Source organism: Fusibacter sp. JL298sf-3, from assembly GCF_053842995.1.
Genome location: NZ_CM132608.1, coordinates 3,560,432 through 3,586,792, shown reverse-complemented (window position 1 = coordinate 3,586,792; position 26,361 = coordinate 3,560,432). Strand labels below are relative to the sequence as shown.

19 protein-coding genes and 1 other annotated feature are annotated in these 26,361 nt (G+C 42.5%); of the genes, 4 read left to right on the top strand and 15 right to left on the bottom strand.

Annotated elements, in window-relative coordinates:
- Positions 1-260: 260 nt before the first annotated feature.
- The gene (locus tag ACR6HW_RS17025; protein WP_455728875.1) at positions 261-1,565 is read left to right on the top strand and encodes an IS110 family RNA-guided transposase; all 1,305 of its coding nucleotides are present in this window, start codon (positions 261-263) and stop codon (positions 1,563-1,565) included.
- A 288-nt stretch (positions 1,566-1,853) separates the two neighbouring features.
- On the opposite strand, the gene ACR6HW_RS17020 is transcribed toward ACR6HW_RS17025, so the two are convergent.
- The 4 genes from ACR6HW_RS17020 to ACR6HW_RS17005 form a co-directional block, all read right to left on the bottom strand.
- Positions 1,854-2,207, bottom strand: a complete 354-nt coding sequence (locus ACR6HW_RS17020; RefSeq protein WP_455728874.1) for a hypothetical protein — start codon at positions 2,205-2,207, stop codon at positions 1,854-1,856.
- Positions 2,208-2,221: 14 nt separating this feature from the next.
- On the bottom strand, positions 2,222-2,998 hold the full coding sequence (locus tag ACR6HW_RS17015; RefSeq protein ID WP_455728873.1) for a DNA methyltransferase: 777 nt from the start codon (positions 2,996-2,998) through the stop codon (positions 2,222-2,224).
- Positions 2,970-4,379: an HsdM family class I SAM-dependent methyltransferase gene (locus ACR6HW_RS17010; RefSeq protein WP_455728872.1), complete on the bottom strand. Its 1,410-nt coding sequence runs from the start codon at positions 4,377-4,379 to the stop codon at positions 2,970-2,972. Before ACR6HW_RS17010 ends, ACR6HW_RS17015 begins: the two co-directional genes overlap by 29 nt.
- A gap of 267 nt (positions 4,380-4,646) precedes the next feature.
- On the bottom strand, positions 4,647-5,030 hold the full coding sequence (locus tag ACR6HW_RS17005) for a hypothetical protein (RefSeq protein ID WP_455728871.1): 384 nt from the start codon (positions 5,028-5,030) through the stop codon (positions 4,647-4,649).
- A 158-nt stretch (positions 5,031-5,188) separates the two neighbouring features.
- Between ACR6HW_RS17005 and ACR6HW_RS17000 the strand changes: the two genes are divergently transcribed.
- Positions 5,189-6,841 (top strand): hypothetical protein, encoded by a 1,653-nt coding sequence (locus ACR6HW_RS17000; protein ID WP_455728870.1) that lies wholly within the window; start codon positions 5,189-5,191, stop codon positions 6,839-6,841.
- A 58-nt stretch (positions 6,842-6,899) separates the two neighbouring features.
- On the opposite strand, the gene thrS is transcribed toward ACR6HW_RS17000, so the two are convergent.
- On the bottom strand, positions 6,900-8,825 hold the full coding sequence (thrS, locus tag ACR6HW_RS16995; RefSeq protein ID WP_455728869.1) for a threonine--tRNA ligase: 1,926 nt from the start codon (positions 8,823-8,825) through the stop codon (positions 6,900-6,902).
- Between the two features lie 60 nt (positions 8,826-8,885).
- Positions 8,886-9,111 (bottom strand) — a binding site (T-box leader).
- Positions 9,112-9,668: 557 nt separating this feature from the next.
- On the opposite strand from thrS, the gene ACR6HW_RS16990 reads away from it, so the two are divergent.
- The gene (locus ACR6HW_RS16990; RefSeq protein ID WP_455728868.1) at positions 9,669-10,160 is read left to right on the top strand and encodes a DUF308 domain-containing protein; all 492 of its coding nucleotides are present in this window, start codon (positions 9,669-9,671) and stop codon (positions 10,158-10,160) included.
- Positions 10,161-10,250: 90 nt separating this feature from the next.
- Here ACR6HW_RS16990 and ACR6HW_RS16985 read toward each other — a convergent pair whose 3' ends face one another.
- From ACR6HW_RS16985 to ACR6HW_RS16950, 8 genes are all read right to left on the bottom strand, one after another.
- Entirely contained in the window at positions 10,251-10,595 is a 345-nt protein-coding gene (locus tag ACR6HW_RS16985) for a zinc ribbon domain-containing protein YjdM (RefSeq protein WP_455728867.1), read from the bottom strand.
- 146 nt (positions 10,596-10,741) lie between these two features.
- Positions 10,742-13,846 carry an EAL domain-containing protein gene (locus ACR6HW_RS16980; protein ID WP_455728866.1) on the bottom strand — a complete coding sequence of 1,035 codons (3,105 nt, stop codon included), beginning with the start codon at positions 13,844-13,846 and terminating at the stop codon, positions 10,742-10,744.
- A complete protein-coding gene (locus ACR6HW_RS16975; RefSeq protein WP_455728865.1) occupies positions 13,830-16,937 on the bottom strand; it encodes an EAL domain-containing protein in 3,108 nt (1,035 codons plus the stop codon). Before ACR6HW_RS16975 ends, ACR6HW_RS16980 begins: the two co-directional genes overlap by 17 nt.
- 219 nt (positions 16,938-17,156) lie before the next feature.
- Positions 17,157-18,938, bottom strand: a complete 1,782-nt coding sequence (locus ACR6HW_RS16970) for an ABC transporter ATP-binding protein (RefSeq protein WP_455728864.1) — start codon at positions 18,936-18,938, stop codon at positions 17,157-17,159.
- Positions 18,928-20,160, bottom strand: a complete 1,233-nt coding sequence (locus ACR6HW_RS16965) for an ABC transporter ATP-binding protein (RefSeq protein ID WP_455728863.1) — start codon at positions 20,158-20,160, stop codon at positions 18,928-18,930. The genes ACR6HW_RS16970 and ACR6HW_RS16965 overlap by 11 nt, the downstream gene beginning before the upstream one ends.
- Positions 20,129-20,542: a hypothetical protein gene (locus ACR6HW_RS16960; RefSeq protein WP_455728862.1), complete on the bottom strand. Its 414-nt coding sequence runs from the start codon at positions 20,540-20,542 to the stop codon at positions 20,129-20,131. The genes ACR6HW_RS16965 and ACR6HW_RS16960 overlap by 32 nt, the downstream gene beginning before the upstream one ends.
- A 219-nt stretch (positions 20,543-20,761) precedes the next feature.
- Positions 20,762-21,304 (bottom strand): GNAT family N-acetyltransferase, encoded by a 543-nt coding sequence (locus ACR6HW_RS16955; protein WP_455728861.1) that lies wholly within the window; start codon positions 21,302-21,304, stop codon positions 20,762-20,764.
- A 264-nt stretch (positions 21,305-21,568) separates the two neighbouring features.
- Positions 21,569-21,757, bottom strand: a complete 189-nt coding sequence (locus tag ACR6HW_RS16950; protein WP_455728860.1) for a hypothetical protein — start codon at positions 21,755-21,757, stop codon at positions 21,569-21,571.
- Positions 21,758-21,886: 129 nt separating this feature from the next.
- Between ACR6HW_RS16950 and ACR6HW_RS16945 the strand changes: the two genes are divergently transcribed.
- Positions 21,887-22,819, top strand: coding sequence for an AraC family transcriptional regulator (locus ACR6HW_RS16945; protein WP_455728859.1), 933 nt, complete (start codon positions 21,887-21,889; stop codon positions 22,817-22,819).
- Between the two features lie 91 nt (positions 22,820-22,910).
- Here the strand turns inward: ACR6HW_RS16945 and ACR6HW_RS16940 are convergent, their stop codons facing one another.
- The gene (locus ACR6HW_RS16940; protein WP_455728858.1) at positions 22,911-24,518 is read right to left on the bottom strand and encodes an amidohydrolase; all 1,608 of its coding nucleotides are present in this window, start codon (positions 24,516-24,518) and stop codon (positions 22,911-22,913) included.
- 365 nt (positions 24,519-24,883) lie between these two features.
- Positions 24,884-26,137, bottom strand: a complete 1,254-nt coding sequence (locus ACR6HW_RS16935) for an argininosuccinate synthase (protein ID WP_455728857.1) — start codon at positions 26,135-26,137, stop codon at positions 24,884-24,886.
- Positions 26,138-26,361 lie beyond the last annotated feature (224 nt).

Sequence of the window (26,361 nt, the reverse complement as noted above, 5' to 3'; positions counted from 1 at the left end):
TGCTATAATCTCTTTGTCAGAGAGATAGATGTGCGTACCTCCTGGATCCTTCTTTATGAAGACTTATCCGTAAATTAGCGTGTCACTCCACAAGGACGATTCTATGTTTAGGCTGGTCGTAACCTTCGGTTACTGCTCACCCAAGCATCCCGGCTGGTTGGGTCTCTATCTAGAGTTACCCGTTTCAAATGCAAGGTTATTTGGCGTTCTTCATTTAGTGGATGCTCTGATTCATCATAAAACTGAAAGGTTGTGTTACTTTGTCCAAATTTATTAATGATTTTGTCGTCGGAATCGACGTATCCTCAGAGTTCTCTGTGGTTGCAATGCTTGAACCAAGTGGGTCTCTTATTCGTAAGCCATTCAGGATTGATCACAATCCAAAAGGCTTCAACAAACTTCTTGAGATTCTCAAAAAAGAAGAAGAGCGGTTAAAACAAAAGCCCATCTACTTCGTAGAATCTACGGGTATCTTTCATTTACCACTCTTCTTTTTCCTGAGATCGAATGACCTCAAAGGATTTGTCCTTAATCCTCTATGTGTACATTCTACCAAGAATTTCGACTTAAGAAAAGTGAAAAATGATGCAAAAGATGCAGAATCTATCGCAAGACTCGCAAAATTTCAAGAAGTAAAGTACTCTCTTGTCCCAGAGCCTCAAATTCTCGCGCTTCGCATGATGAGTCGTGAATATTATGCGATGTCAGATATGCTCACTGAGATGAAAAATCGGCTCTGTACAGACCTATATCTTTTGTTTCTAGGATATATAGACGTCTTTGGCAACCCCTTTGGTAAAGCTTCTTTAGAGATTCTTAAAAGATATCCATCTCCGAGGTCTCTTTCAGAAGCGGATCCGAATGAATTAGCCTTAATGATTTCTAAAATCAGCCGCAAGACTGTTTCTTGGGCCATGAAAAAAGTTGAAGTACTACTTGAAATTACTGAATATGCACTGTCTATGCCTATGGAATTTGACATCCTAAGCCTTAAAATCAAGGCATATGTGGAAAATATAGAAAGTTTCCAAAACAGACTTGACGGTATCATCAAGCAGCTTAAAACGATGATCCACAGCTCAGATTTCCCGGATAAAGAACGCCGTTACATCGAGCTTCTCGAAGAAATGCCCGGTATTGGTTTTCTTACTGCGGTAACGCTTATTGCTGAGATTGGTGACTTTTCAAAGTTTGACTCTCCAAAAGCCTTTGTAGCATTTTTCGGGATAGACCCAAGTGTTAACCAATCAGGCAAATTTAATGGCGATAGAAACAAAATTTCAAAGCGTGGTACACGTTTCGGTAGAAGGGTTCTATTCACCGCTGCCCTAGCATCCATCAGGACAACCCGCAAGGGGGATGCCATCAATCCGATTCTTAGAGACTACTACCATAAAAAATGTGAAAACAAGAAAAAGAAAGTGGCGCTTGTTGCCGTTATGCACAAACTTTTAAACTATATCTTTGCGGTTCTCCGTGACGAAAAATCTTTTACTTTAAGGAGCCCGGAAGATTATCAAACTTGGCGTCAAGCTAAAGAAACACCATTGAAACTTGTAGCGTAATAATTATTCAAACTAAAACCTTTTAAGCAATCCATTGTTAGGATTTTCAAATGGTTAGCTTTATTATACCTTTTTTTCTAGAATCATTTTCTCAAAAAAACTTGAATTCAACAATTGTCTTTTATTAGCTGGTCTATTTTTTATAAAAATCAAATCATACCCCTCGACCTTATTAATTCTATATTTATATGAATACCTTAATGGGCGCATATTATTATAGTCTTTCTGCCTATCCCCAATAATAGTATCTTCATCGTATTTGACACCAAATGACTTTATCGAATAAATTTAGTTATATCCCAATCGATATCCATCATCGAAAAGAAACCACATTAGTTTGTTATCATCTAATCTATAACCAAATTCGTCTGAACGATATTTCTTATTTTTATACTTCCTCTCCCTCCAATAATCTGGCATATGTGTTAAGTCATTAAAGTAAATTCTAAGTTCAATACTCCATTTATCTACGGTATCACTTAGCAAGCAAATTCCTTCATCACCAATTTCAATAGATTCGTTGTACTTATCATTGTATTTACTTATAAATTTTTGTATCTTATCCCGTCTACCTTCAACATCAATAAATATTTCTTGATTATTTTCTTTTAAAAAAGTTAAGAAATCATTGTTTTTGCTCATCTAAAAACACCATCCTATTTTTTTATAAAAATCAAAATATACTCATGAACCTTATTAATTCTATATTTATATGGATATCCTAATGGACGCATATTATTGTAATCTTGTTGCCTATCCCAAATAATAATGTCATCAAAAATATATCCATGTTTTTGCAATTCAGTCGCTAAATCACTGTGCAATGGGTAAAATTCACTCTTTTTTCTAATATCCATTACATTTACCAAACAGTATGCTCCAGGTTTTAATACCCTATTAACTTTTGCAAAAAGCTCACCTAATCTTTCAACAAACTCTTTGTAATTAGGTATATTCCCCATATCATTTTCTTTTTCAGAATAATTTACCGCTTCTTTACCATCAACACTACGCTTCATATTCAGAATGTCCCAGTAAGGTGGCGAAGTGACACATAAATCAAAAGATTTTTCTTCAAGTTTTTCTAATTCTATAAAACTATCCCCATTCAAAATGTTAATATTATCATCATGACCCACTCGTTGATAAGCAATATTGCAAAATTCTTCTGACAAATCGATTCCTGTTGCTGGTCTATTAAGATTGTGTGCTGCAACAAGAGTTGATCCTGTTCCATTAAAAGGGTCTAGCACAGAACATCCATCTTTTGAGAATGTTCTAATTAGCTTTTCGCACAATGAAACAGGGTATGACGCTGGGTGTTTTAAATCTTTTTCTTCCTTGGTTTTTATTAAATCTCTCCATATACTAAAAGAATTTTGCAACCATTCTTTTCCAGTTAGATTATTGCATTTCTTGTCTTCGTTTATCATTATTCCACCTCTGAGATTGTATGTTTTTCATTTGATTATCAATGTAAATTTGTTCTTTTTTGTCAATTTTATACGTTTCATATATCAATTCATTTAAAGATTCAACCATTTCAAACCATGAATCCCCCATGTATTCAACACTTTCCAAAGTTTTAACAATGCTGATTATTTTAGAAAAAGTAGTGTCCTCAATAATCAATGGTAGTTTTTTCAAGTATTTTGCATCTGTGTGCATAGTTAATCTTGAATTGTTAAAACAAAACTTTAATAAATAGTAGTTACACAGCCTTGAATGAAGAACCCCCACCATATAACGACACATTTTTTCATCACCATCAGTAAAAACCGTCACTGTTTCAGACGCTTCTAAATCCCCTGCAAAACTTGCAATAATGCCAGCTTCGGCACTATAGATATTTTGTATGAATACTTTGTTTCCTTTCATGGGAACAGGTGTATTTTTGAAAGAAAACTTCCGAATTTCTTTCCCTACAATTGCAGTTTTTTCTTTGGATTTTCCCCTTCCAACATAGCCAGTACATATATCACTAAATTTTTTATAAGTTCCCTCTAATGCCTTGTAAATTTTAAAATCTTCCTCACTATCAAATAGTAAAATTTCATCTTTATAAAAATTCTGAGACACTTCAAGTTTTTTAATAAATTCATTGTTTTCGTATTTATACATAGAAATACTATTATTTTCCAAAAATCGGTTTTCCAATATAAGTATAATCTGTTCACCTCTAACACTTTTAAAATATCTACCAATATCAATGATTGAAATGATTCTTTTTTCATTTAAAATAGTTTTTCGTAGTAAAGCATATGAAGACACATGAAGCAAATTTTTAGGTACAATGTACGAAATCGTTCCATTTGATTTTGCAAGTTCAAATGATCTAAATAATGCGGCTACAAATAAATTACTTCCTGAGTCTTTAACATTTCTTAAAAATAAATAATCAGAAGTATCAATAACAATATCTTTAGCAATAGGAGCATAAGGTGGATTACCAATGACAAAATCAAAGGGTTCTTTTAACCCAAATTGCTTCAACGTTTGTTGACCACTATTGCCTAATGTATTTATAATACTTATATTTTCAATGTCATATTTATTTTTTGCAATCACAATAGCATTCTTATCTATGTCTGCACCATAAATCGAAGAGTACCCTAATCGTTTTGCAGAAATTAAAAAACTACCAGTGCCACAACAGGGGTCTATAACAGTAGCACTAGTAGGTATATTTAAAAACCTAATAATTTTTTCGGACAATTCAATATCAGTATAAAAAATACCATTTTCCTTTTTAAAACCCGAGTCTAGAGATTTTTCATATTCTTTACTTATTTTTGAATAATTATCTAAATTCATCAACTAAAATCTCCTTTCCTCAACGAAATCAATGGCAACAAATTGACGTAACAGCCCGCTCTCATTGTACCCCAATAAACTAGTGATGTCAACGGATTTAAACTATCATCATGAAAAACAAACACCAAAAACAAGTACATTGATACACTGTTTAAAGCATTGGTACTACTGACTTTCGTTTCATAAAATGTCTTATCCTTTATTATCTTTAAACACCAAGTAAACACCAAAATTGCCTATACACCTGCTCAATTGTCCTATTTTAGGCTATTGTGGGGTATCAGCATTTATGTTTTCTAAAAGCGCGTTGCCGATATAGTCGAGAAGAACGTTTTTATGGGGAACTTGGCTCTCTTTGAGCAAGAACTCGTAAGCGGTGCTCAATGCCTTAAGCTCCAATGCATTGGGCTTCATACTCGGCAACATGGCGTCGAACTCCAAGTAATACCCGCCGTGTTTCCCGGATTTGTAGGCGATGGGATAGCCGGCATCGTATAAGGTGTTTTTATAATTGTTGATGTTGCGGGTGGTCTCTTCTCCGAGCAAGTAGGCGATTTCTGCTTTTTTGACATATTGTTTTGATTTAAGTATTTTAAGCAGACGAATGCACTGGATGGTCTTGTTGGGTTTGTCGTATTTTTTAATGGGCATTGTGCCTCCTTTTACTTGTGTTGTTGAAATAGAATACAGTCTTCAATTAAATTATTTTTACACATTTCAACCCATTGTTGATTGCCTATAGATAAGCGTCTATACTGAAGATAAAAGTCCTTTAAGTCAAATGTATACACTAAGAAAGGGAAATTAAAATGCAAGTAGAAATCAAAAAAGCTTTAGATGCCGAAAGCACGTCACTTATTTCACAAATAGGAATCAAACTGCGGGAGAGGTCCCTATTTCAAAATAATCGAAAAGTCATTTTGCTCTTACTGGATGAACTGGAAAGTCATCTTAATATAAGACTGTGTCCTTTTTTACTGGCGGTATCTTTAGATAGAGACAAGGAAATCGCTGATAAAGCCGGCTCAATTATCCATACGATTGTAACCAGCCTGACCTATAAAGACGTAAAGTCTTTAGATAAAATCTTTCGAAACACTTATTTTGGAATAGACCTCGACTTAAGGCTAGACCGATTGTCCTTTCCTACTCTCCAATCACGCATTAAGCAAAACAAGTACGCCGAGGAACTGACTTGTTTACTCACACTCAGCGGTAATGGCTATCTTAGAGAGCTGGCCCTACGACTAATAAAAAACGCTACAGTCTCTCAAAGTTCAGCTTTTATAGCACTGCGACTCAACGATTGGGTACCAGAAGTTCGTGCAGAAGCCTTGAAAGGAATCAAACTTCTGTTAAGTACTTCTAAAGGATTGGAGCGTTTACTTGATGTTCTCCCACTACTTGATTCCCTGCTAGACTGGCAACGATCGAATTTTTTAGATTTACAATTACACCTTAATTCCGCACTACTGGATTTAAAAAATCGAAAAATGCTTCTTCTAAAATATCATACGACTACTGATTTTAAAATAAGAAGAAGTCTCTTTAACGTTCTCATTCAGGACACATCAAACTTCAACACCATCCTACAGCACGGACTAAACTCTAAAGATCCCGTGATTATAAAAAAGTGTATCGCATACACGCGTCAGAACTGTGACGCGATAGACATCCCCACAACTTTAGAAACTCTCAAAAGGTCAAAAGCAGCTCCATGCAAAATTGCTTACATAGAGCTCGCCTCAAACACCATCGAGCAAAGTCTCTTTACAAACCAGCTCGAACTCTTAATTTACGATAAAGTATCCAGTGTTCGTGCACTAGCCCGAACCAAACTCCGTGAACTTGAACCTACTATAGACTTTTGGAGGTTGTATAAAGAGAACCTATACAAGGCACATGGTCTAAACACTCGCGCATTTCGAGGTCTCACTGATATCTGCAGCACTTTAGACTATGAGTATATCAAACCCTTTCTTAACAATGAAGAAAGGGCTGTCAGAACTCTTGCAGTAGCGACTCTGTATCGTTTAGATAAAGAAAGATCAAAAGATGATGTCATTGACTTTTTATGTTCAGAGGACGAGGTTGAATCTAAAACAATTACACGTCTGTTGTCTGCCCCTGTTAAAGTTCGGCAAATTGCAATTGAGCTCTTTGAACTCATCGATCTAGATGATTTTGCGCCACACGTTTATATGAATATTGCCTATCTCCTTCATTACGCATCAAAATGGACAAGCATCGTAGCTTACTTAAAAATTATTGCACTTCAACGCCCAGTCACAAATAATCAGATAACGTTCGAAATCACGCGGTGGCTCATGCGATACAACAGAAGTTTCATCGCGCCATCGCAGCAAGAACTCTTTGAGTTAAAGAATGCTTATTCTCATTCTAGAGTCCATCTATCAGAACATCATCAAAATGAACTAGATGCCATTGTAACCCATTTATAAGGGCTTGCAAGCAGTTTAAGAGCAGTAGCACTGCAAAATAATGTCTCTGCTCTTAAACTCACACCTCACCCAACCCCCTTCTAGCACCTATCTCCGCAAGCAGTCGTTCCCCCAGCGCACCGACAGTCATCACGCCTAGATCACCTGAGTCCCTTGAACGCACCGATACGCTTTCGGACACTACCTCTTTTTCACCGACGATTAGCATATAAGGCACTTTTTCAAGCTGAGCTTCCCGAATTTTATACCCGATTTTCTCACTTCGATTGTCGAGTGCCACCCGAATACCTTTGGATTTGAGAAGTTCGCAGACTTCTTCGCTATAGGCGAGAAAATGCTCTCCGATGGAGAGGACTTTAACCTGAACCGGCGCGAGCCAAGTCGGAAATTTACCGGCATACTCTTCAATGAGATTGGCCATAAAGCGTTCCAAAGACCCAAAGACGACTCTGTGAATAACAACTGGGCGGTGTTTCTCACCGTCGCGACCAATATACGACAGGTCAAACCGTCGGGGCAGTTGCATATCCAGCTGAATGGTGCCGCACTGCCACCTTCTGCCGAGACAATCTTCAATCTGAAAATCGATTTTCGGCCCATAGAATGCGCCATCGCCTGCATTGATTTTATACGAAACATTCAGTTCGTCGAGAGCACCTGACAATGCATTTTCCGCTGTCGACCACTCTTCGTCAGTCCCCATAGACGCCTCTGGACGCGTGGAGAGTTCCACGTGGTACTCAAAGCCAAAAGTCGAGTAGACCTCATCTAGCAAGCGCACAATGTTGACGATTTCCTCCTGTATTTGCTCCGGCATCATAAAAATATGTGCGTCGTCCTGAGTAAAAGCTCTTACGCGCATCAGGCCGTGTAAGGCCCCCGAAAGTTCGTGTCGGTGTACGCGGCCGATTTCTGCAATTCTAAGTGGAAAGGCTCGATAAGACCGCTGCTCCGCCTTGTAAATCAGCATACAGCCTGGGCAGTTCATCGGCTTAATAGCGTAGTCCGTCTCGTCAACTGAAACGGTGTACATGTTCTCTTTGTAGTGATCCCAATGACCCGACGTCTCCCAAAGCGATTGATTCAATACCATTGGCGTTTCCACTTCAACATAATCCGCTTTTAAGTGCACCTCCCGCCAGTAGTCTAAAAGAAGATTTTTTAAAATCACCCCTTTGGGCAATAAAAACGGAAATCCCGGTCCCTCTTCCATCATTGCAAACAATTTTAACTCTTTGCCGAGCTTTCTGTGGTCGCGATTTTTAGCTTCCTCTAGCTTTGTAAGATGGGCTTGTAGCAGTCCGGCCTTTGGAAAAGAAGTGGCGTAAATTCTCTGCAACATCTTGTGAGAAGCCTCTCCCCGCCAATAAGCACCTGCGACGCCGAGTACCTTAAAGGCTTTAACAGCTCCAGTGGACGGCAGGTGAACGCCGGCGCACAAGTCCACAAATGTGCCTTGCCTATAAAAAGAAATCGGTATCTCCTCTGGTAGCGCTTCAATCAACGCCACTTTGTAGTGCTCTCCCGACCGCTTCATAAACGCAATCGCCTCGTCGCGGGGTAACTCAAACCGTTCTAGCTTCAAGTTTTCCTTTACAATATCATGCATCTCACGTTCAATTAATGCAAAATCCTGCTCAGTAAACACGTGCTCTGAATCGAAATCGTAATAAAATCCGTCTTGAATAGCAGGACCAATGGCGAGTTGGGTCTCGGGATACAACCGCTTTACCGCCTGTGCCAAAATATGGGCCGAAGTGTGTCGGAACGCCTCACATCCCGGCGCATCTTCAAACTTATGTAACGTCACTTGAACGGCGTCGGTAATTGCATACGACAAATCGACCAATTTACCGTCGACTTCTGCCACTAGTGCTTCTTTTGCCAATCGACCACTAATGGCTTTAGCGAGTTCATAGACTGTTGTGCCTCTCACCACCTCTTTTGTTGAGCCGTCTTTTAACCGTACATTTACATGAGCCATTTTTTTTGCCTCCTCTCTAAGTTTTTAGGGTATAAAAAAAGCCCCTCCTCATGATTAAAATCATGGGACGAGCTGTCTCGCGGTTCCACCCAAATTAGTTCCGAATCGGAACTCTCTTATAACACTTAACGTGTGCAACCGCTATTTTTTTCAGAGCAACTGCTCTTACTCGAATAGACTCAGAAGCCAGTCTTCACTTTGCAGATCATGAACTCGATTTCAGCCAAGTCAAATCCTCTCTTCAGATGATACACGCAAACTTACTTTTCTTCTTCAACGCTACTATTAACTTAATAGAGATTCTAACGCGTTGTTTGCACGGTGTCAAGAGAATTTTCAGATTTTTATCCAAAATTTGAAAGGGACTTTATCCCTCTAGTCGCCGTATGCACGCATCGGTTAAGGCCCTAAACACAAGTTGAACAATAAAAAAAACCACTGTCGCAACAAACACATGGAGGGTTCTCTCACCCCATAAGGCGCCGCTCTCAGAGGGGATATCCGAAACAACCCCTTGGAAAAGCAGCGCGTTGGATAAACCCAACAAAGCCAGAATACTTGGAATCAAATCATACAGGCCCCTTTTATAAAGGTGCCATTTTACCGCCGTACTTTTTCTCTTTAACAAAAAACGAAAAAGACGGCGGTATTTTATTGCCTTGCGATCGAGTGCAATGGTAAGTGTTTCAAAGTCATATATGAAACATCTGAAAATGCATTCTTCACATAACATGTTTTACCATATATAGGTTATTTTGTTGACAACACGCCGGTTATATGTTAACATTACGTAATATATGCACCATCACTACTTACTGCACGTAGAGGAAAGGAGAAGAATTTATGTCCAAATTCTTTCATATCGTCATTGGGTTGCTTTTCACCGTGTTCGGCATTTACCTCTGGAACAATCCGGCAGAAACCATTATTGCCTACTCACTCTATTTGGGGCTGGTACACTTGGCGGGCTCTATTGCCACGCTGGTTTTTTGCCTCGTTCAAAAAATCAAACCGATTCCCATAGGGAACATCTTGGTTTCTTTTATTATCGGCTTCGTCATCCTATCCCTGCCCTTTATATCATTAACAGTCATCTTATGGATTTTTATTTTTACGTTCTTAACCGCCACCGTCTTCTTTCTCGTCACAGTTCTTAGAAACAAAGACGGCAACAAGTGGCATATCTTGCAACTCATCTTGGCCGTCTTAGGGGTTTGTTTCGCCGTTGTCATGTTGTTCAGACCGGTGACAGCAGTAGCGACACTCGCAAAAATTCTGGCAGCCGTCGTCATTATCAACGGCGTGTCGTACCTGTTTTCCGGCAATAGAAAATAAGGCGACGCGTCATAAGAGTCTATAAAAAAACCTCTTCACATATATAGAAGAGGTTTTTTATTGGGAAAATCACTTTGAGAACAGGCGGCTCTAAGCTTTCTTCACTACTTCAGATTTTAGTTTCATCGCGCCGAACCCGTCGATCTTACATTCGATGTCATGGCCGTCGCTCGACGCATGTACCAATCGGATGTTTTTCACTTTTGTGCCTATTTTAATTGACGAGGAACTGCCCTTGACTTTTAAATCCCGAATGACGGTGACGGCATCGCCGTCGTTTAGCACATTCCCATTGGCATCTTTTATCACAGCTTCTGCCGCTTCTTCTGTTGCAGAGGCATTCCACTCATAAGCGCATTCAGGACAGACCAAAAGCACACCGTCTTCGTAAGTGTATTCTGAGTTGCATTTCGGACAATTTGGTAAGTTGTTCATTTCTTGCTCCTTTATCTGTTGGTAACCCCCCTACCGCTTCGGCCGCGAAACGGCCGTCGGTATAGGTTGACACAGTGTCTTTAACATTATAACAGAAGTGCGGTCAATTTTCTCGCTATACGGTGTAAAGTTATTTTAACTCACTTCTATTCGAAACCTGTTGGAGGCTGCTCGCTGTTTTCACTGCGCCTCGGCAGAATTTGCTCAATTTCTTCTGCCGGCATGGGGCGATAGAAATAATAGCCCTGTACATCGTCACAACGCTGCGCCTTTAAAAAATCCAACTGCCGCTTATCTTCTACGCCCTCTGCGATAACCCTTAGTCCCAAACGCTTTGTCAAATTAATTATTACTGCTGCAATCGCTTCGTCATCGCCTCCTCGACCAATCCCTTGAACAAACTCCATCGCCATCTTCAACCGATCTATCGGCAACTCTTTTAATCGGCTAAGTGACGAATACTCCGTTCCGAAATCGTCTATTGAAAGGGACACGCCAAGTTCCTTTAAGCGATGCAGAACCCCGATGATATACATGGGCTCTTTTATGGCCGCACTTTCGGTGATCTCCAGTTCTAAATACCGTGGCGCCAGCCCACTCGTCGCTAGTACATCAGAAACCAGTTCTACGAGTTGTTGCTCCTTAAACTGTTCAACCGAAAGATTGACAGCCATTACCACAGGAGAAAAGCCCATAGATTGCCACGTTTTATTTTGCTTACACGCTGTTCTTAAAACCCATTCTCCAATCTCATGAATTAAACCGGTTTGCTCAGCTAATGGGATAAACAACCCCGGCGAAACAAGCCCCCTCTGAGGATGACACCATCTGATTAGGGCTTCCAATCCAATAATTTCATTCGATTTAAGATCAACTTGTGGCTGATAATACAACAGCAACTCATCGTTTTCTAGCGCTTTGTACAGATCATTTGAGAGGGCCACTTTTTCTTCAACGGCCGCCCGCATAGCAGGGGTGCAAAAAGTGATGCTGTTTTTACCTTTATTTTTCGACGTATACATAGCCAAATCAGCACTTTTTATAAGGGTCTCCGAATCGTATCCATCCAGCGGATATATAGCGACGCCGCAACTGGCCGTTACATAAAAACTTTGCGCCTTTAATTTTATCGGCGCATCGAACACATCGATTATCTCACTGACCATTTTTCTAATTTTATACGGTGCATCTATACTAGGCAATAGCACGAGAAACTCGTCGCCGCCAAACCTACAGACGATGTCCGCAACTTGAGATAGCCTTCTGGCGACCTCGATAAGCAGCAAATCTCCCGAATCATGTCCCACTGTGTCGTTTATGGCCTTAAAATCGTCTAAATCCATGAGCAATATGCCCATATGCTCTTCTCCGCCACTTCGGCGTTCTAATTTCTTATCCAGTTCTCGAGTAAAATAGGCTCGGTTGGGAAGATGCGTTAGCCCATCGTGATACGCCATTGTGTTAATTTTTTTTTCGGCCTCAACTTTTGAAATCGCATCTGATACAATATTCGCCATAATTTGAAGTGCCTCCTGCTGTTCAAGAGACCAACTTTTATTACCTTTAACCGTATCGAAACCTAAAAAACCGAGCAACTTTTGATGTTTGTACACCGGCACTAATATTAAAGACTTAACGTTGTGAAGGGTTAAAAACGCTCTTTCGGCGGACGCTTCATCAGTAAGAAGGGCCGTGTCCTCAATATAGACTTTACCCTTTGATTTAAGGGTTTTCAACCACCAAGTAAATGACGCGATTACCTGCGGTTCTATGGTATTTCGAACGGGTTTGACATCTGCGCAACACCATTCATTTGTACATTCTACAATGGACAACGCTTCGAAATACTTAAAGATATAGGCTCTGTCTGCCCCTAAATACGCACCGCTTTTTTCGAGCATTGTGTCTATTTTATTGTCTAAGTTGTCCATACTAACACTGATAAAATCCGACGAAATTTCCGATATTTTTTTTTGTAAATCCGCTTGTCTTTCATGGGATTCTAACTTCTGCGCGTAAATTTGATTAATGTAAAACACCAGCATCGCGACAAACAGATAAAGAACCATATGCAGTATATAGTCTAACTTGTCAACAGTGATTGTTACAACCGGTGCCACTTGCCACGACCAAAGATGAAAAAGAATTGTAAACGACAACACGATGACAAAGAATTTGATTTTACGGAAAACTGTCGTCGTGAGCAATAAAATAATGGGTATCGACCAGACGATATTGTTGCCATACGCCAATAAAAATCGCCTTAAGAGTCCAATTGTCAAGATGGACAAAGTAACAAACAACAAAGTGTCCTGTCTGTGAGTCGGCAACGATGTAGTCGGCAAGGTTTTGACAATCAAACCAATGAAAAGTAAAAACAGACTCAAAAACAAAACCGATTCAATTTTGACGGTATAGTAAAAATAATGACTTAAATTGATAACGCTACCAAAAATAATGGCATGTGACAAGTAAGTATAAAACCTAAATCTGTTGTCGGTGGTGAGTATTTCTTTTTCATTAACCACTGTCAACTGATAATTTGTCATCAAACTATGCGTCTTTATGGCATACAACACCCCTAACATCGGTATCGCAGCAAAAATGATACCCAACTGAGGCGTGTAGAAATTCAAATGTCGATTGACAAACACATCAGTTGCCGTTCCTAAAACAATGCCCATAAAAAAGGTGATGCTAATAATAATTGCCGTCTTTTCCTTGCCGGAATCTTTGATCAGGCCTTTCCAATTCCATACAGCAATTAACCCAATAAGCGAAAACACGAGATAATAGGCATTGAAAAACAAATCACCCCACCCGCCGGAATTCACATTGATCCAACCGGTTTCCAGATGAACCAAATGGTACTGCGTGTTTGCAATAGGGCTGTAAAGCCCAAACAACACAACATTTAGCACTGCAGGCAAGTAGATTAAAACATAGATTGCCTTATGTCTTAATAGCGCTTTTTTCTCCGATAGCAATAGAAAAAAATGCAGTAAAAAGCTGTAAACGGTTCCCCACCCAAGCGAAGCCACACGCCTCCAAAGGCGTGATGTCTCATAGCTACCTGCGGCATTTCCCATTGCAAATGCAAATGCCCACACACAAAGAGCGAGACAAATAAAGGAGAAAATGCGGTTTATGAGCGCCCCTGGGTTTAAGGAATAGGCATAACTTCCTACAACACCGTATACAACAGTAAATAAAAAGAACAGGATTGAAAACTGATCAGCTTGAACACTCATGAACATCACTTCCTCGCATTAATTTCTCAACTTCATCAACCGGCATTGGACGGTGAAAATAAAAGCCTTGAGCGTCGTCACACAACTGTCTCTTTAAAAACGCCAACTGTTCCTCAGCTTCTACGCCCTCTGCGACAACTTTTAAATCCAACCGCTCCGCCAAATCGATGATGACCGCAGTAACCGCTTCGTCTTTATCGTCTTTGCCGATACCTTGTATAAATTCCATCGCCACTTTGAGTTTGTCAATAGGCAGCTCTTTTAACCGACTGAGAGAAGAATAATCCGTTCCGAAGTCATCTATTGCAACTGTGACCCCGAGCGCCTTTAATCGGTGTAAGATGCTTATAACATACGACGACTCTTTTAAAGCGATACGCTCTTTAATCTCCAGTTCTAAATATCGAGGTGCCAACGCACTTTCAATCAATGCGCTTGAAACCGCTTCCACAAGCTCCTGCCCTCTGAATTGCTCAATCGAGAGATTTACAGACACGACCACCGGCGAGTACCCCTTTAACTGCCAAGCTTTATTTTGCATACATGCCTGTTTTAGAACCCATTCTCCAATCCTGTGAATCAAACCGGTTTGCTCAGCCAAGGGGATAAACACCCCTGGAGAAAGAAGCCCTCTCTCGGGGTGACGCCATCTAATTAACGCTTCTAAACCAACGAGTTTGCCCGTTCCGATATTAACCTGTGGCTGATAGTACAACAGCAACTCGTCGTTTTCCAATGCTTTGTACAAATCGTTGGAAAGCCCTACGCGTTCCCCTACATCCGATTTCATAAGAGGGGTACAAAAAGTAACCCTATTTTTACCATTGTTTTTCGACGCGTACATCGCCAAGTCAGCACTTTTAATCAATGTTTCCGGGTTATGTCCGTCAAACGGGTAGACCGCTACACCACAACTGGCAGTAACATGAAAATTCTGCTCTTTAATTTCTATCGGACCATCAAACACACCGACGATGTGATCGATTGCTTTTCTTATCTGACTCAACGTTCCCATGTGAGGCAGTACCACCAGAAACTCGTCGCCTCCGAATCTGCACACCGTATCAGAGACGCCTGCGACTTGTGAAAGCCTTTTTGAAACCTCGAGAAGTAGTTGATCACCGGAGTCATGTCCCATGGTATCATTAATCGACTTAAACTCGTCGATATCCATAAGCAAGATGCCTATAGGGGTTTCCACACCATGCATTTGCTCAATCTTCTTCTCTAGCTCCCGAGTAAAATAAGTTCGATTGGGAAGAGCAGTTAACGCATCGTAATACGCCATATAGTTTATCTTTTTTTCAGCCTCCACCTTTGTAATGGCATCCGATATAATGTTTGCCATAATTTTAAGCACTTCTTGCTGTTCAATGGTCCACCTTTTTTTGTTAACAACTGTATCAAACCCCAGAAAACCAAGCAACTTGCCATTTTTCAGAACCGGTACCAACATCAACGACTTCACATCGCGCTGCAGCAACACTTCTCGTTCTGCCGACGCTTCACTGGGAAGCGCACCGACGTCTGCAAGATAAATCTTGCCGTTTTGCTCAAGTTCTTTCATCCACCAAGGGAAAGACACTGCGGACAGCGATCCGATGGGCACACTAACCGGTAAGGTTGCCTCATTGTGCCATTCATTTGTGGCATCCACTGTCGACAGGTCTTCATTAAATCTAAAAACATAGGCTCTATCCACTTCAAAATATTCGCCACTTGTCCTAAGCATGTCGTCAACCTTAGCCTCTAAGTTGTCAGCTGTCACACTTACAAAATCCGATGAAATTTTTGATACCACTTTTCGCAATGCCGTTTGTTGCTCGTGTTCATACAACCTGTTGCGGTAGAGATGGCTTATGTAGTAAATAACAGCCGAAATTAAAACATAGATGGCCAATCGCTGCTGATAATCGGCTCTTGCAATTGTAGTAACAAAGACCTCATTTCTAACCATGCTTATGAACTCGACAATTATGGCCGACGCAAATACCATGAGCAAAAGCTTTTCATTCTTAAATACAGTCGTTAAAATCATTAAGAAAAATGGCACCGTCCAGATAACACTGTTGTAGCCGTATTGCCCAAAATGTAAGTAAAGAGCCGGCATTATGGTAACTAGTGCCAGTCCCATATAAATGTCTTGTGAGCGCTCTTTGATTTTTAGATGCGGTAGAATCCACAAGATTAACCCTAAAGCCAAAACAAAACCGCCAAATTTTAATATTCCACTAAGTGCTTTGTCAAAAATCAAATAGTCTAAAATCAAGTACGCTAAACTTCCCAAAAGGAAAACAAAGGATAGCGCTTTGTAAAAGGCTACCCGTTTTTCTTGTAATAGGATTTTCACAGACAAGAACTCGACTTTCCTCTTCTGCTCCACCATGGTGCTGTGCTTTTTAACGGAATGAAGAACCGCTAAAATCGGAATCAACGCAAAAACGATGCCTAACTGAGGTCTTATGTCTTGAAGTGATTGCCTGAGAAATACATCGGATACAGACCCCAGCAGAATGCTGATAATAATAGACGCACTGAGGATCCCCGCCGTTTTCTTGACCTTTTTATCTTGTGACGCGTTCTTCCAAGTGCCGATACACAGCAACGTCAGAATTGAATACACCAGATAATAACCGTAAAAATAGTAGTCGTAAAAGCTGTTAGGCGATGTGTTGACCCATCCCGCATGCGTTTGCAACAGTTCAAATTCCCAACGAGCCGTGGCGCTGTTTAGCCCAAATACGACGACATTCACAAGTGCAGGCACATAAATAAATGCGTACGCCCACTTTCTTTTAAGAAACCGGTTCTTCGTAAGCAACAAGATATAGTGTAATAAAAAGCTGTACATTGTCCCCCAGCCTAGAACGCTCAATCTGTTCCAAAAGAGAGCTTCTTCATAAGTTGCCGCCGTATTCAGCAAACTGTATGAAAAAGCCCAGATGCCTAAGGTGAAGTTCAATATAAAAAACACTCTGTTTAAAGCGCTTTTATAGTTGAGCGAGAGAACGTAGATGCCGATTATGGCGTATGCGCTTGCAACAGCAAAAAACAATAGTGAATAGATCTCATTTAGTGGTATATTTTTCAATACAAACTCCTATTTGAATACAAAAAACATGTCTTCCGCCGTTTAAAGCCTTTTTTCATTTTCCGGAACAGCTAAAAATCGGCGACACACCTCTATGCGGTTTGAAAACCAGTTTAACCCGCATTCTACTTTTTTATTATACCAAAAAAGTGGTCTATTAAATCTCTAATCTATAAGATTATTTTCACATCATGTCGTCCACCGAATAAGTGGAACGCTCTACTCACTTGTGTAGAGACAGGCTTGTGCCGTCCACATTTCGTAGTAACGCCCCTTCTTTTTCAACAGCATCTCGTGAGCACCGTCTTCGATAATGCGCCCCTTCTCCAAGACGAGAACTCTATCGCTCCCCTTAATGGCGCCTAGGCGGTGCGTAATCATTATCGACGTTTTTCCACACATGGCCGCTTCATAAACGCGGTGCATCTCGTTTTCTTTTAAAGGGTCTATGGCGCTGGTGGGTTCGTCTAAAATCGCCATCTCAAACGGCTTGTAGAGTCCTCTGGCCGACGCTATCTTTTGCCACTCTCCACCGGAGAGCTCGACGCCACCAAATGCCGTCCCCAGCAGTGAAGTGCCGGACAAACTCGGGTGCTTGCAAAAGAGATCCTGTAATAGGTCCTCTACGCACGCCCTGTTTGACTCACAGCCCGGACTGCCCAATCTAACATTGTCGTCCAGCGACAAATGGTATTTATTGAACTTTTGAAATACCGCTGTTTTATCCGCATACAATCGGTGCTCTGAAACGCCGGAGATGCTCTTGCCATCGTACAGCACCGCTCCCGATTGCGGCAGATACAAGCCCAGTATCAGATTTGCCAACGTCGATTTACCCGCGCCATTTTCGCCGACAATGGCGATATGCGCCCCTTTTTCTATTTTAAGGGTCAGCTGTTCCAGTGCATTTGTCTCTGAACTCGGGTACTTAAACGAAACGTCTCTCAGTTCAATAGAGGTGTCAAAACTGTAGGGCGTGTCCGGCTGCACCGGACGGTTGGGGGTGTTTAAAAAGTCGAAAAACGGTTGAACCAATGTCGAAAACTGATTGAAGTAGGCAAACAGATTAAACAACTCTGTGTAATTGCGGTTTAATGTTGCGTAAGCCGCCACACTCGCCATAAACGCCCCTAGCGAAATGGCGTGAGTCATGTACAGATACGCCCCTAAAACAAATCCAAAATTGTTGCCTAAGACCTTAATCACGCCTGTTACAGCTCGTAGTCGCTCTGTTTTCTTGTCAATTAACCGCTCTTGATTCAATACCTCTAACAAACTGTTTCGCCACTTTCCCTTTAGAAAAGCCGTCGCTCCTAACACGCGTGTTTCCTTAAAGAAAACTGGAGCAATAAGGGTCTCTCTATAGGCCTCTTCTTCTCTTTGAAGTTGGGCAATAGCCCCCCAAAATTTAAGCATATACCGCGTTTCAACAACCCGTTCCGCCACTGTCGGAAGAATGGAAACGAGGATGAACGCCATAAACCAGATGTTAAAAGAGGCTATGTACAAGGTCACGACCAAGCTTCCAATACTTAAACACACCACGTGAATGGCGATTTCCACAAGTCGATAAAGGTTAATACTGGCGTTTTGAGCTTGCTTCACATAGGTGTACAGCTGAGGACGCTCAAAATCGTCGTTGGAAAGCGCAAAACATTTTTTATGCAACACACACTTAATTCTCTTTTCAAACCTGAGCAAAGATTTAAACTGGACGAAAAAACGGTGGTAGTAGGTCTTGTAAAACCCCATTGCCAATAAATAGAGCCCAAACCAAAGGAGCCACCAACTTAAAGCGTGATCGTATTGACGGCTTTGATATATAGTGCTCACCACAGAAAACACTTTTTTATTCAGTACGACGCCGACAACAGGTGCCAAATGACCCAATAGGCCTACGACAAACATGAGCACAAAATCATACAGCATGATGTCTCTACCTATTTTAACGGCTTCTTTAAACATATAGATTTTTGAGTGCCCCTGTGTTCTACTTGTCATAAAACCCCCTTTGCATCGTATAGAGCTGATGGTAATGACCCTTTGATGCCATTAGCGCATCGTGTGTCCCGATTTCCGCAATCCGGCCGTCTTTTAAGACCAGTATCTCGTCTGAAAACTTAATCGCACCCAGACGATGGGTAATAAACAGCGAGGTCTTGCCAACCAACATCTTCTGATAAGTTTTGTACATTTCCACTTCAGATAGAGGGTCTAGTGCCGCGTTGGGTTCGTCCAAGATAACCATCGGCGCATCCGATAAAAGCACCCTACTTGCAGCGAGTTTTTGCCATTCGCCTCCTGACAAATCCACGCCGCTGTTTTTAAGAGGCATTAAATTCGTATCGAGCCCCTCTTTGAGCGCTTCGATTTTCGAGTTTAGTTTTAAGCTTTTCGCCACGTTGTAAAGGGCACCGTCTTCAATGGCCTTCTCACTTCCCAAGCACATGTTTTCCCGTATAGACAATGGGTACTTTGCGTAGTCCTGAAAAACAGCAGAAAAAAGAGCCTGTCGATCGGCCTGGCTAAGTTCGGATACATCTGTACCGTTCACGAGAATTTGTCCGCTACTGGGCGTGTACACGCCCAGCAACAACTTGATAAGAGTGGATTTCCCTGAACCGTTTTCACCGACGAGGGCATATTGAACGCCTTTTTCAATCTTAAACTGCACCCCTTTAAGCACTGCGCCTTTCCTTTCGGGGTACTGGAAATAAACATCCCGAAATTCAAGACTTTCAAAATCGGCAACATCAAAGCGCCTTGGCGCTTCACCGACTTCTTGCAAATTCAAAAACGTCCGCCAGTTGTCCATAACCTTAGCGGTATCTTGTAAGTCGTAAACGATTTCAAACAGTTTCTTGGACGCCTCCATAAGCCCGACAATCCCCAATGCGAGAGAAGTATACATCCCCAATGACAACGATCCCTGAACTAAAAAAGGAAGGGGTACAAGGAATGCTGCGACTGCATAAAGTGAAGAGAGAGCCTCGACCAACATCTGCAATCGGAATCTTTCGTAGCCGTAGCGCTCGTTGTCCCGTCGCGCCTTGTCAAACGTCTCTCCAAACTTTTCGTTCATGAGCCGTTCAGAGCCAAAGAGCTTTCTTTCAAGGGCGTAAGCTTTGTCAATCATAATTGACGATATGTAATTGGGCCTTTTCATTCTTTCGATGTAGCGCTTCCAGAAATCAAAACTCTTTTTCGATTGCCACCGGTTCATAAGAACTCCTACACTGACAAATTTTCATCAGATTTAAAACCGTTTGATTTTCTAAAAACGCGTAGGGGAGTTTGGTGATTTTAGCCACATACTTTTCGTTGTAAAGGTCTTTTAGCAACACTTTCCATTGGTTGTTCCGGTGCAAAACCCCTACTTCAATTAGATGCCGAACCACGTGAATCCCTATGTACACCCAAAGTGCTCCCATAGCTTTACCGGTTTGAGCAGCCCCTTTCGGCAAAACCCCTTCGTCGATAATCACTTTTCTCACGCCTATCACCGCAACTGGCAGCACCCCCAAAGCAATGCCCGCCACTGCATTAAAAAACGCGCTAAATTGCGCTTCTTTAGACGCCTTTAATCTATTTAATTTTAAACGCACCGATGCCTCCCCCCCTTTTTTTTAAAACATTGCCTACGTCAACTGTGAAAAGACCACGAATTTACATTTTATCACTTTTCAAGCATACAATCAACGGTTTATTGTGATTTTTTTAACCTTATCTTGTCGCTAAGCTTTACCCATTATCCAAAAAAAGACGAGCGGCTCTCATCAGAGAACCCATCTCGTCATTAGTCGCTTTTAAACGACGCTTCAGTTCTAGTGTTCTTCAAACCGCTTCTTAGTCACGCACATTAAAAGGCTGTCTCTGTAAGGCGGTTGCGCTTCTTCATCGACAATTTTCTCGACCACTTCAAAGCCCAATTTCCCATAGAGGCCAATGCCGCGCTCGTTAAACGGAAACACCTCGAGCGTCACCGCGTCGAGGCCGAGGTCACCAAAAGCAAATGCCAACACTATAGTGGTGGCTTCATAGCCAATCCCCTTTGAAAAGTGCTTCTTGTCAAATAGACAAATTCGATAGTGCCCACTGGTCCCCTCGATTTCATTCAACACCACTTCGCCGATGATGGCCTCACCGCTGCAAATGATAAAATCGTAGCGCGTGTGGTCTTCCACACATTTCTCCACATAGGCACTGATTTGCTCTTTTGAGCAGCTCGCCGTCGTCCCCGTGTAATAATTGGCCTCGGCATCGGGCGTTTCAAAGCCGCATTTGTAGTAGGTATCGGCATCTGCGCGTTCCAGCGGGCGCATTGTATAGTGCCCGAATGTCCATGTTTTCCTCATTTTCTTACTCATAACGCCCCCTATTTGGTGCACGGTTATCTTTAACGTTTTTGTTGCTCGCGCCTCTCTCTTTTTAAAAATGAGACGCCAAGCCAAAGAAACGAGACGGAAAGGGAGGTAAAGATGAGCCCCGTTGAACGCTGTGAATCTGAAAAAATAATGCATGCGATTATCGTGTTGAGCAGCGCCAATATAAAAAACAGTGCCGCCGCTATTTTGTAATCCTTTTTCTTTTCCAAAGCGACCTCTTTCTGATTGCTTTATTTTTCGTAGTACCTACTTTTCGCTCTTATTGCGGTTTCCAAAGGTGTAAAACAAAATACTCATACCGAGGCAGAGCACGGCGAGCCCAATGTAGATGACCGCATTTGACATTCTAGACGTCGCTGCATACATCGCGGCGCTGATACCATTGAGACCTGCACAAACCAAAAAAATAGCTGCTGTCATTTTATGATTTTTCATTTTATCGCCTCCTCTACTTCATCCCATCCACTTCACCTATTGCGCTGTTAGGGTTGTCAAATTCCCTCAGTTCCATATACAATAAAGGCACCAGTGCGTCACACGCTTATCAAAAGGAAAGGGGCCAAAATGAAAACTCTAGAAAGCCGCGAGGTGTATCGACAGCGTATACACAAAGTTCAAGACTATATTGAAGAAAACCTTCAACGGGCGTTGACGCTCTCTGAATTGTCTGATGTCGCCGGATTCTCTAAATACCATTTTCACCGACTATTCAGTGCCCTTACACAAGAAACACTGTTGCAATACATCACTCGAATTAAAATGGAGCGCTCTGCTTTCTTTCTCATCCATCGTCCCGAGATTACCGTAACAGACATCGCTTATCACTTTGGCTTCTCAGACTCAGCGGGTTATGCCCGTTCTTTTAAAAAGTATTACGCGGTAAGTCCAACTGAGTTTAGAAAACAATACAGCAAGAAATGCAAAGCCAATCGCGATGAAACGCCCTATACTCATAGTATACCAAATAAATCGAAAGGATGGGATACTATGAAAGTAAAAGCCTCTAAAGTAGAACTCTTAACGGTTGAGAGCCTACAAGTCATCTATCTGCGCTTTACGGGAAGCTATCAGAAGCTAGCGACAGCTATGCCCAATATGATGAAAAAACTCTATGACTTCGCCGCCAGCCGAAACCTCCTTGTCCCCGGGAAAACAAAAGTGATGACGCTCTATCATGACAATCCTGAAATGACAGAAGAAGACCAACTGAGAACCAGCCTGTGTTTATCGGTTCCCAACACTTACAAGGTAGAAGTAAACGGTGAAATAGGTCTGATGTCCCTGTCGGGTAAGTACGCTGTAGGACATTTTGAACTCACACGCGACGACTTCGCCGCGGCCTGGCAGTATATGTACGGCGAGTGGCTACCAAGCAGTGCTTGTCAGCCCCGCGATGCATTGCCTTTTGAAGTCTATGTGAGTGAGCCGCCTCAGACTCCTGACGGGAAGCAACTTGTGGCTATATACCTGCCTGTAGAACCACTGGGGCAACTGTAGCCCTTTTCACAACATCAAACAAGCTGCTCATTCAACCATTGAGCAGCTTGTTGTCACGTCTTATAAAAAATGCAAGAACCCCTACGAGCAGCTACCACTTTTTATAGAGGGTTACCCCTTCTTTTATCGTCTCCAAAACTTGCGTATCTGCAATTTTCATCGGATCGATCTTGAGAATGTTTTGATCGACGATAATGAAATCCGCTAAGTGCCCCACCTTAATGCAACCTCTCCGATCCTCTTCAAAGTACATATAAGCGGCATTGACTGTATGGGCTTTCAGCGCTTCCATCACCGGAATCCCCTCGCCTAAGATGTGACCACTTCGCGTCTTCCGATTCACACAGGCCCAAATGCTTCTAAACGGCATCGGTGGAACAACTGGGGAATCTTCATGATCGGTAAACTTTAAACCGATTTTCAGCGCATACGCCTGATTGGAGATTTTACTTGCACGCGCCTCTCCAAAGTTTGCGCGGTGTGCATCTCCCCAGTAGAACACATGTGAAGCAAAAAACGAAGGATAGACGTCTCTTTTTTTAAGGGCATCCAGCTGGTCTTCTCGTGCCGTCTGACAGTGGATGATTTGCAACCGCAGTTCTTCTTTCGGCTGTGCAATTTTCAGCGCTTTATCGTAGCACCTCAAGAACTGGTCCAGCGAAGCGTCGCCGTTACAGTGCGTCAAACACTGGTAGCCGTTTTGAATGCTCTTTACAAGTGCATCGACAACCACTTGGTCGTCTTTGTAAATAGGGTACGCGCAATAACTTGGATCGTCACTGGGTTCAACGACTTCGTACGGCGCGCTCATATAGGCGGTTCTCGCCTGCGGGGAACCGTCGAGAACGATTTTGCTGCCGGCGAGTTTAAGCCGACCGATGGCGTCGCCAATTTTTTCCGGAAGTTCACCACTGTAAAAACGTTGGTCTTCAATAATAAGTGGGTAACCAAACACATCTATTTTCAACAGATTTTCAGCTTCTGCCAGTTTGTAGAACTCGTAGTTAGCCCCCGACAAAGCGCCGTCTTGTGCGGCAGTAATACCGTTTTTTATATAAATCTCCTGTCCGTTGAGAAGCATTTGCCGCATCATCTCTTCGTCTATCTCGACGACTTTCATCAACGCTCTCTGGAAGGCCATTTCTTCCAAGTAGCCCGTTGGCTCCATGGTCCCTTGGATGCGTTCAATTTTACCACCGGGGATTTCAGGGGTTTCACTGGTGTAACCAAAAACCTCCAGCGCTTTTGAGTTCACTGAACACACGTGCAAAGAAGTGTGAATGGCAATCACCGGAATTGTCGTAGACACTTTGTCTAAATCGAACTTATTGGGATGCCGTCTCTCGTCCAACAGATTGTGGTCGTAACCAAAGGCCACTAAAACCGACTGGGCCTCAGCCTCTTTTAGCCGCTCAACAAGCTGGTCTATTGAAGTGACGTCGCCCACAGGCGGTTGTGAAATGTCCACCATAGTGGCAATGAGCCCGACCATGTTAAAGTGGGAATGCGGGTCTATAAAACCGGGCATCAGCACGCGCCCACCAAGGTCAACTTGCTCTGTCTCCTCGTCGACGTGTTCAAACACCTCTTTTTTTAAACCGACCTCGATAATTATTCCGTCTTCAATCAATACGGCTTCCGCCGTTTTTTGGTTGTCGTCCACTGTGATGATGTCGCCGTTAAAGAATACTTTTTTCATAAGCTCATTCCTCCTTTTAAGAGTACTACAGTCTGTGTGAGCACCCATGATACCTCTATTTTATCAGATTAAAAGACCATCGTCTCACAGAAATCATTAACAGACCTGTAAACAAAGTATGACCCTTATGAACGAAACGCTAACCATCAATGGCGTGTATAAAAAGTGTGTCCCAGCAGCGGCGAAACCCGTGCGCTTTGACGCCAGTAAAGCCATTGGACACTGACAACTCTACAGTTAATGCTGACATGTAAGCCGCGGACAGACTGCTGTACACGCCCTTTATGGCAGACAGTGGATGAATGCGCCATATAAACGCCCCTGTTGCCCAAATAACCGGACGTCAAAAGCGTTGTATTTTTATGCTATCTTTCAATCGACGCCTCTTCCCAGCAATAAAATTTTTCCCCTAAAGTGCCTGCAGGGGTTTCATTCTTCAAGGCATTGAGTTTAAGCGGCAGAGCAAACAAGTTGATAAAGCCTTCAGCATCTCTCTGATTGTAGACTTCGTCCTCTCCAAAGGTGACATGTGCCTCTGAGTAAAGTGTGTAATCGGATCTTGAGGCAATGGCCGTACAACTGCCTTTATAGAGTTTTAGTTGCACCACACCGCTCACTTTTTCCTGTGTGGTATCAATAAATGCATCCAGCGCCTCTTTTAATACGGAAAACCACATGCCGTCGTACACCAACTGCGCGTATTTTTCGCTGACCAACTTCTTGTAAGCCATGGTCTGACGGTCGAGTACCAGCTTTTCCAAAGCTTTATGCGCTGTGTAAAGTATGGTGCCACCAGGCGTTTCATACACGCCGCGAGATTTCATTCCCACCAGTCGATTTTCCACCACGTCGATGATGCCGACACCGTGCTTGCCGCCAATTGTATTTAACTTGTGTACCAACGCCACAGGGGCATACGGTTTGCCGTCTAACTTAATCGGTACCCCTCGGCTAAACTCCAAGGTTACGATTTCAGCTGTATCGGGCGCTTTCTCAGGGGCGACACACCATTTGTACACCTCATCGGTATGCGCGCACCATGGGTCTTCCAAGTTGCCGCCTTCGTGACTGATGTGCCACAAGTTCTCGTCTCTCGAGTATATGGCCTGCTTCGTCACCGGAACGGGAATACCGTGTTGCATTGCGTAATCGATACACGCTTCACGCGATTTCAGCCCCCACGTTCTCCATGGGGCGATGATCTTCATTTCTGGCGCCAGAGCCATAATACCCGCTTCAAAACGCACTTGGTCGTTCCCCTTGCCCGTGGCACCGTGCGCAATGGCCTCCGCTTCTTCAAGTTTGGCGATTTCAACCAGTGCCTTGGCAATTAGCGGTCTTGCATACGCCGTGCCGAGAAGATAATCTTCTTCGTAAAGCGCACCGGATTTAATGCCTTTGTACAAGTACTCTCTGACAAAAGTGTCTTTTACATCGACACAATACGCTTTCTTAGCACCTGTGCGAAGCGCCTTTTGACAGACTGCCTCATAGGCGTCCGCCTGTCCCACATCGACGCACACGGCAATGACGTCGTAGCCCATCTCTACTTCCAACCACTTTAAAATGACCGATGTATCCAGCCCGCCTGAATACGCCAAAACGACTTTTTTACGCATCCTCAACCTCCACTTTCAATTCGTCTTTTGCATGTTTATGCATTTGAGAGTTACAAGGGTGTTTGTCGTTATGGACTCAGCGCCTGTTGTTAAGCTAAAAAAAATGACCCCCTACAGGATCATTTCACAAACAGTTCAACAAGTGAGCCACTGGTGTTCAGGCGCTTTGAGGCGCTACCGACGAAACCAACCCTTTTCGCTTTGGGACGAATTGCTCCGCGGTA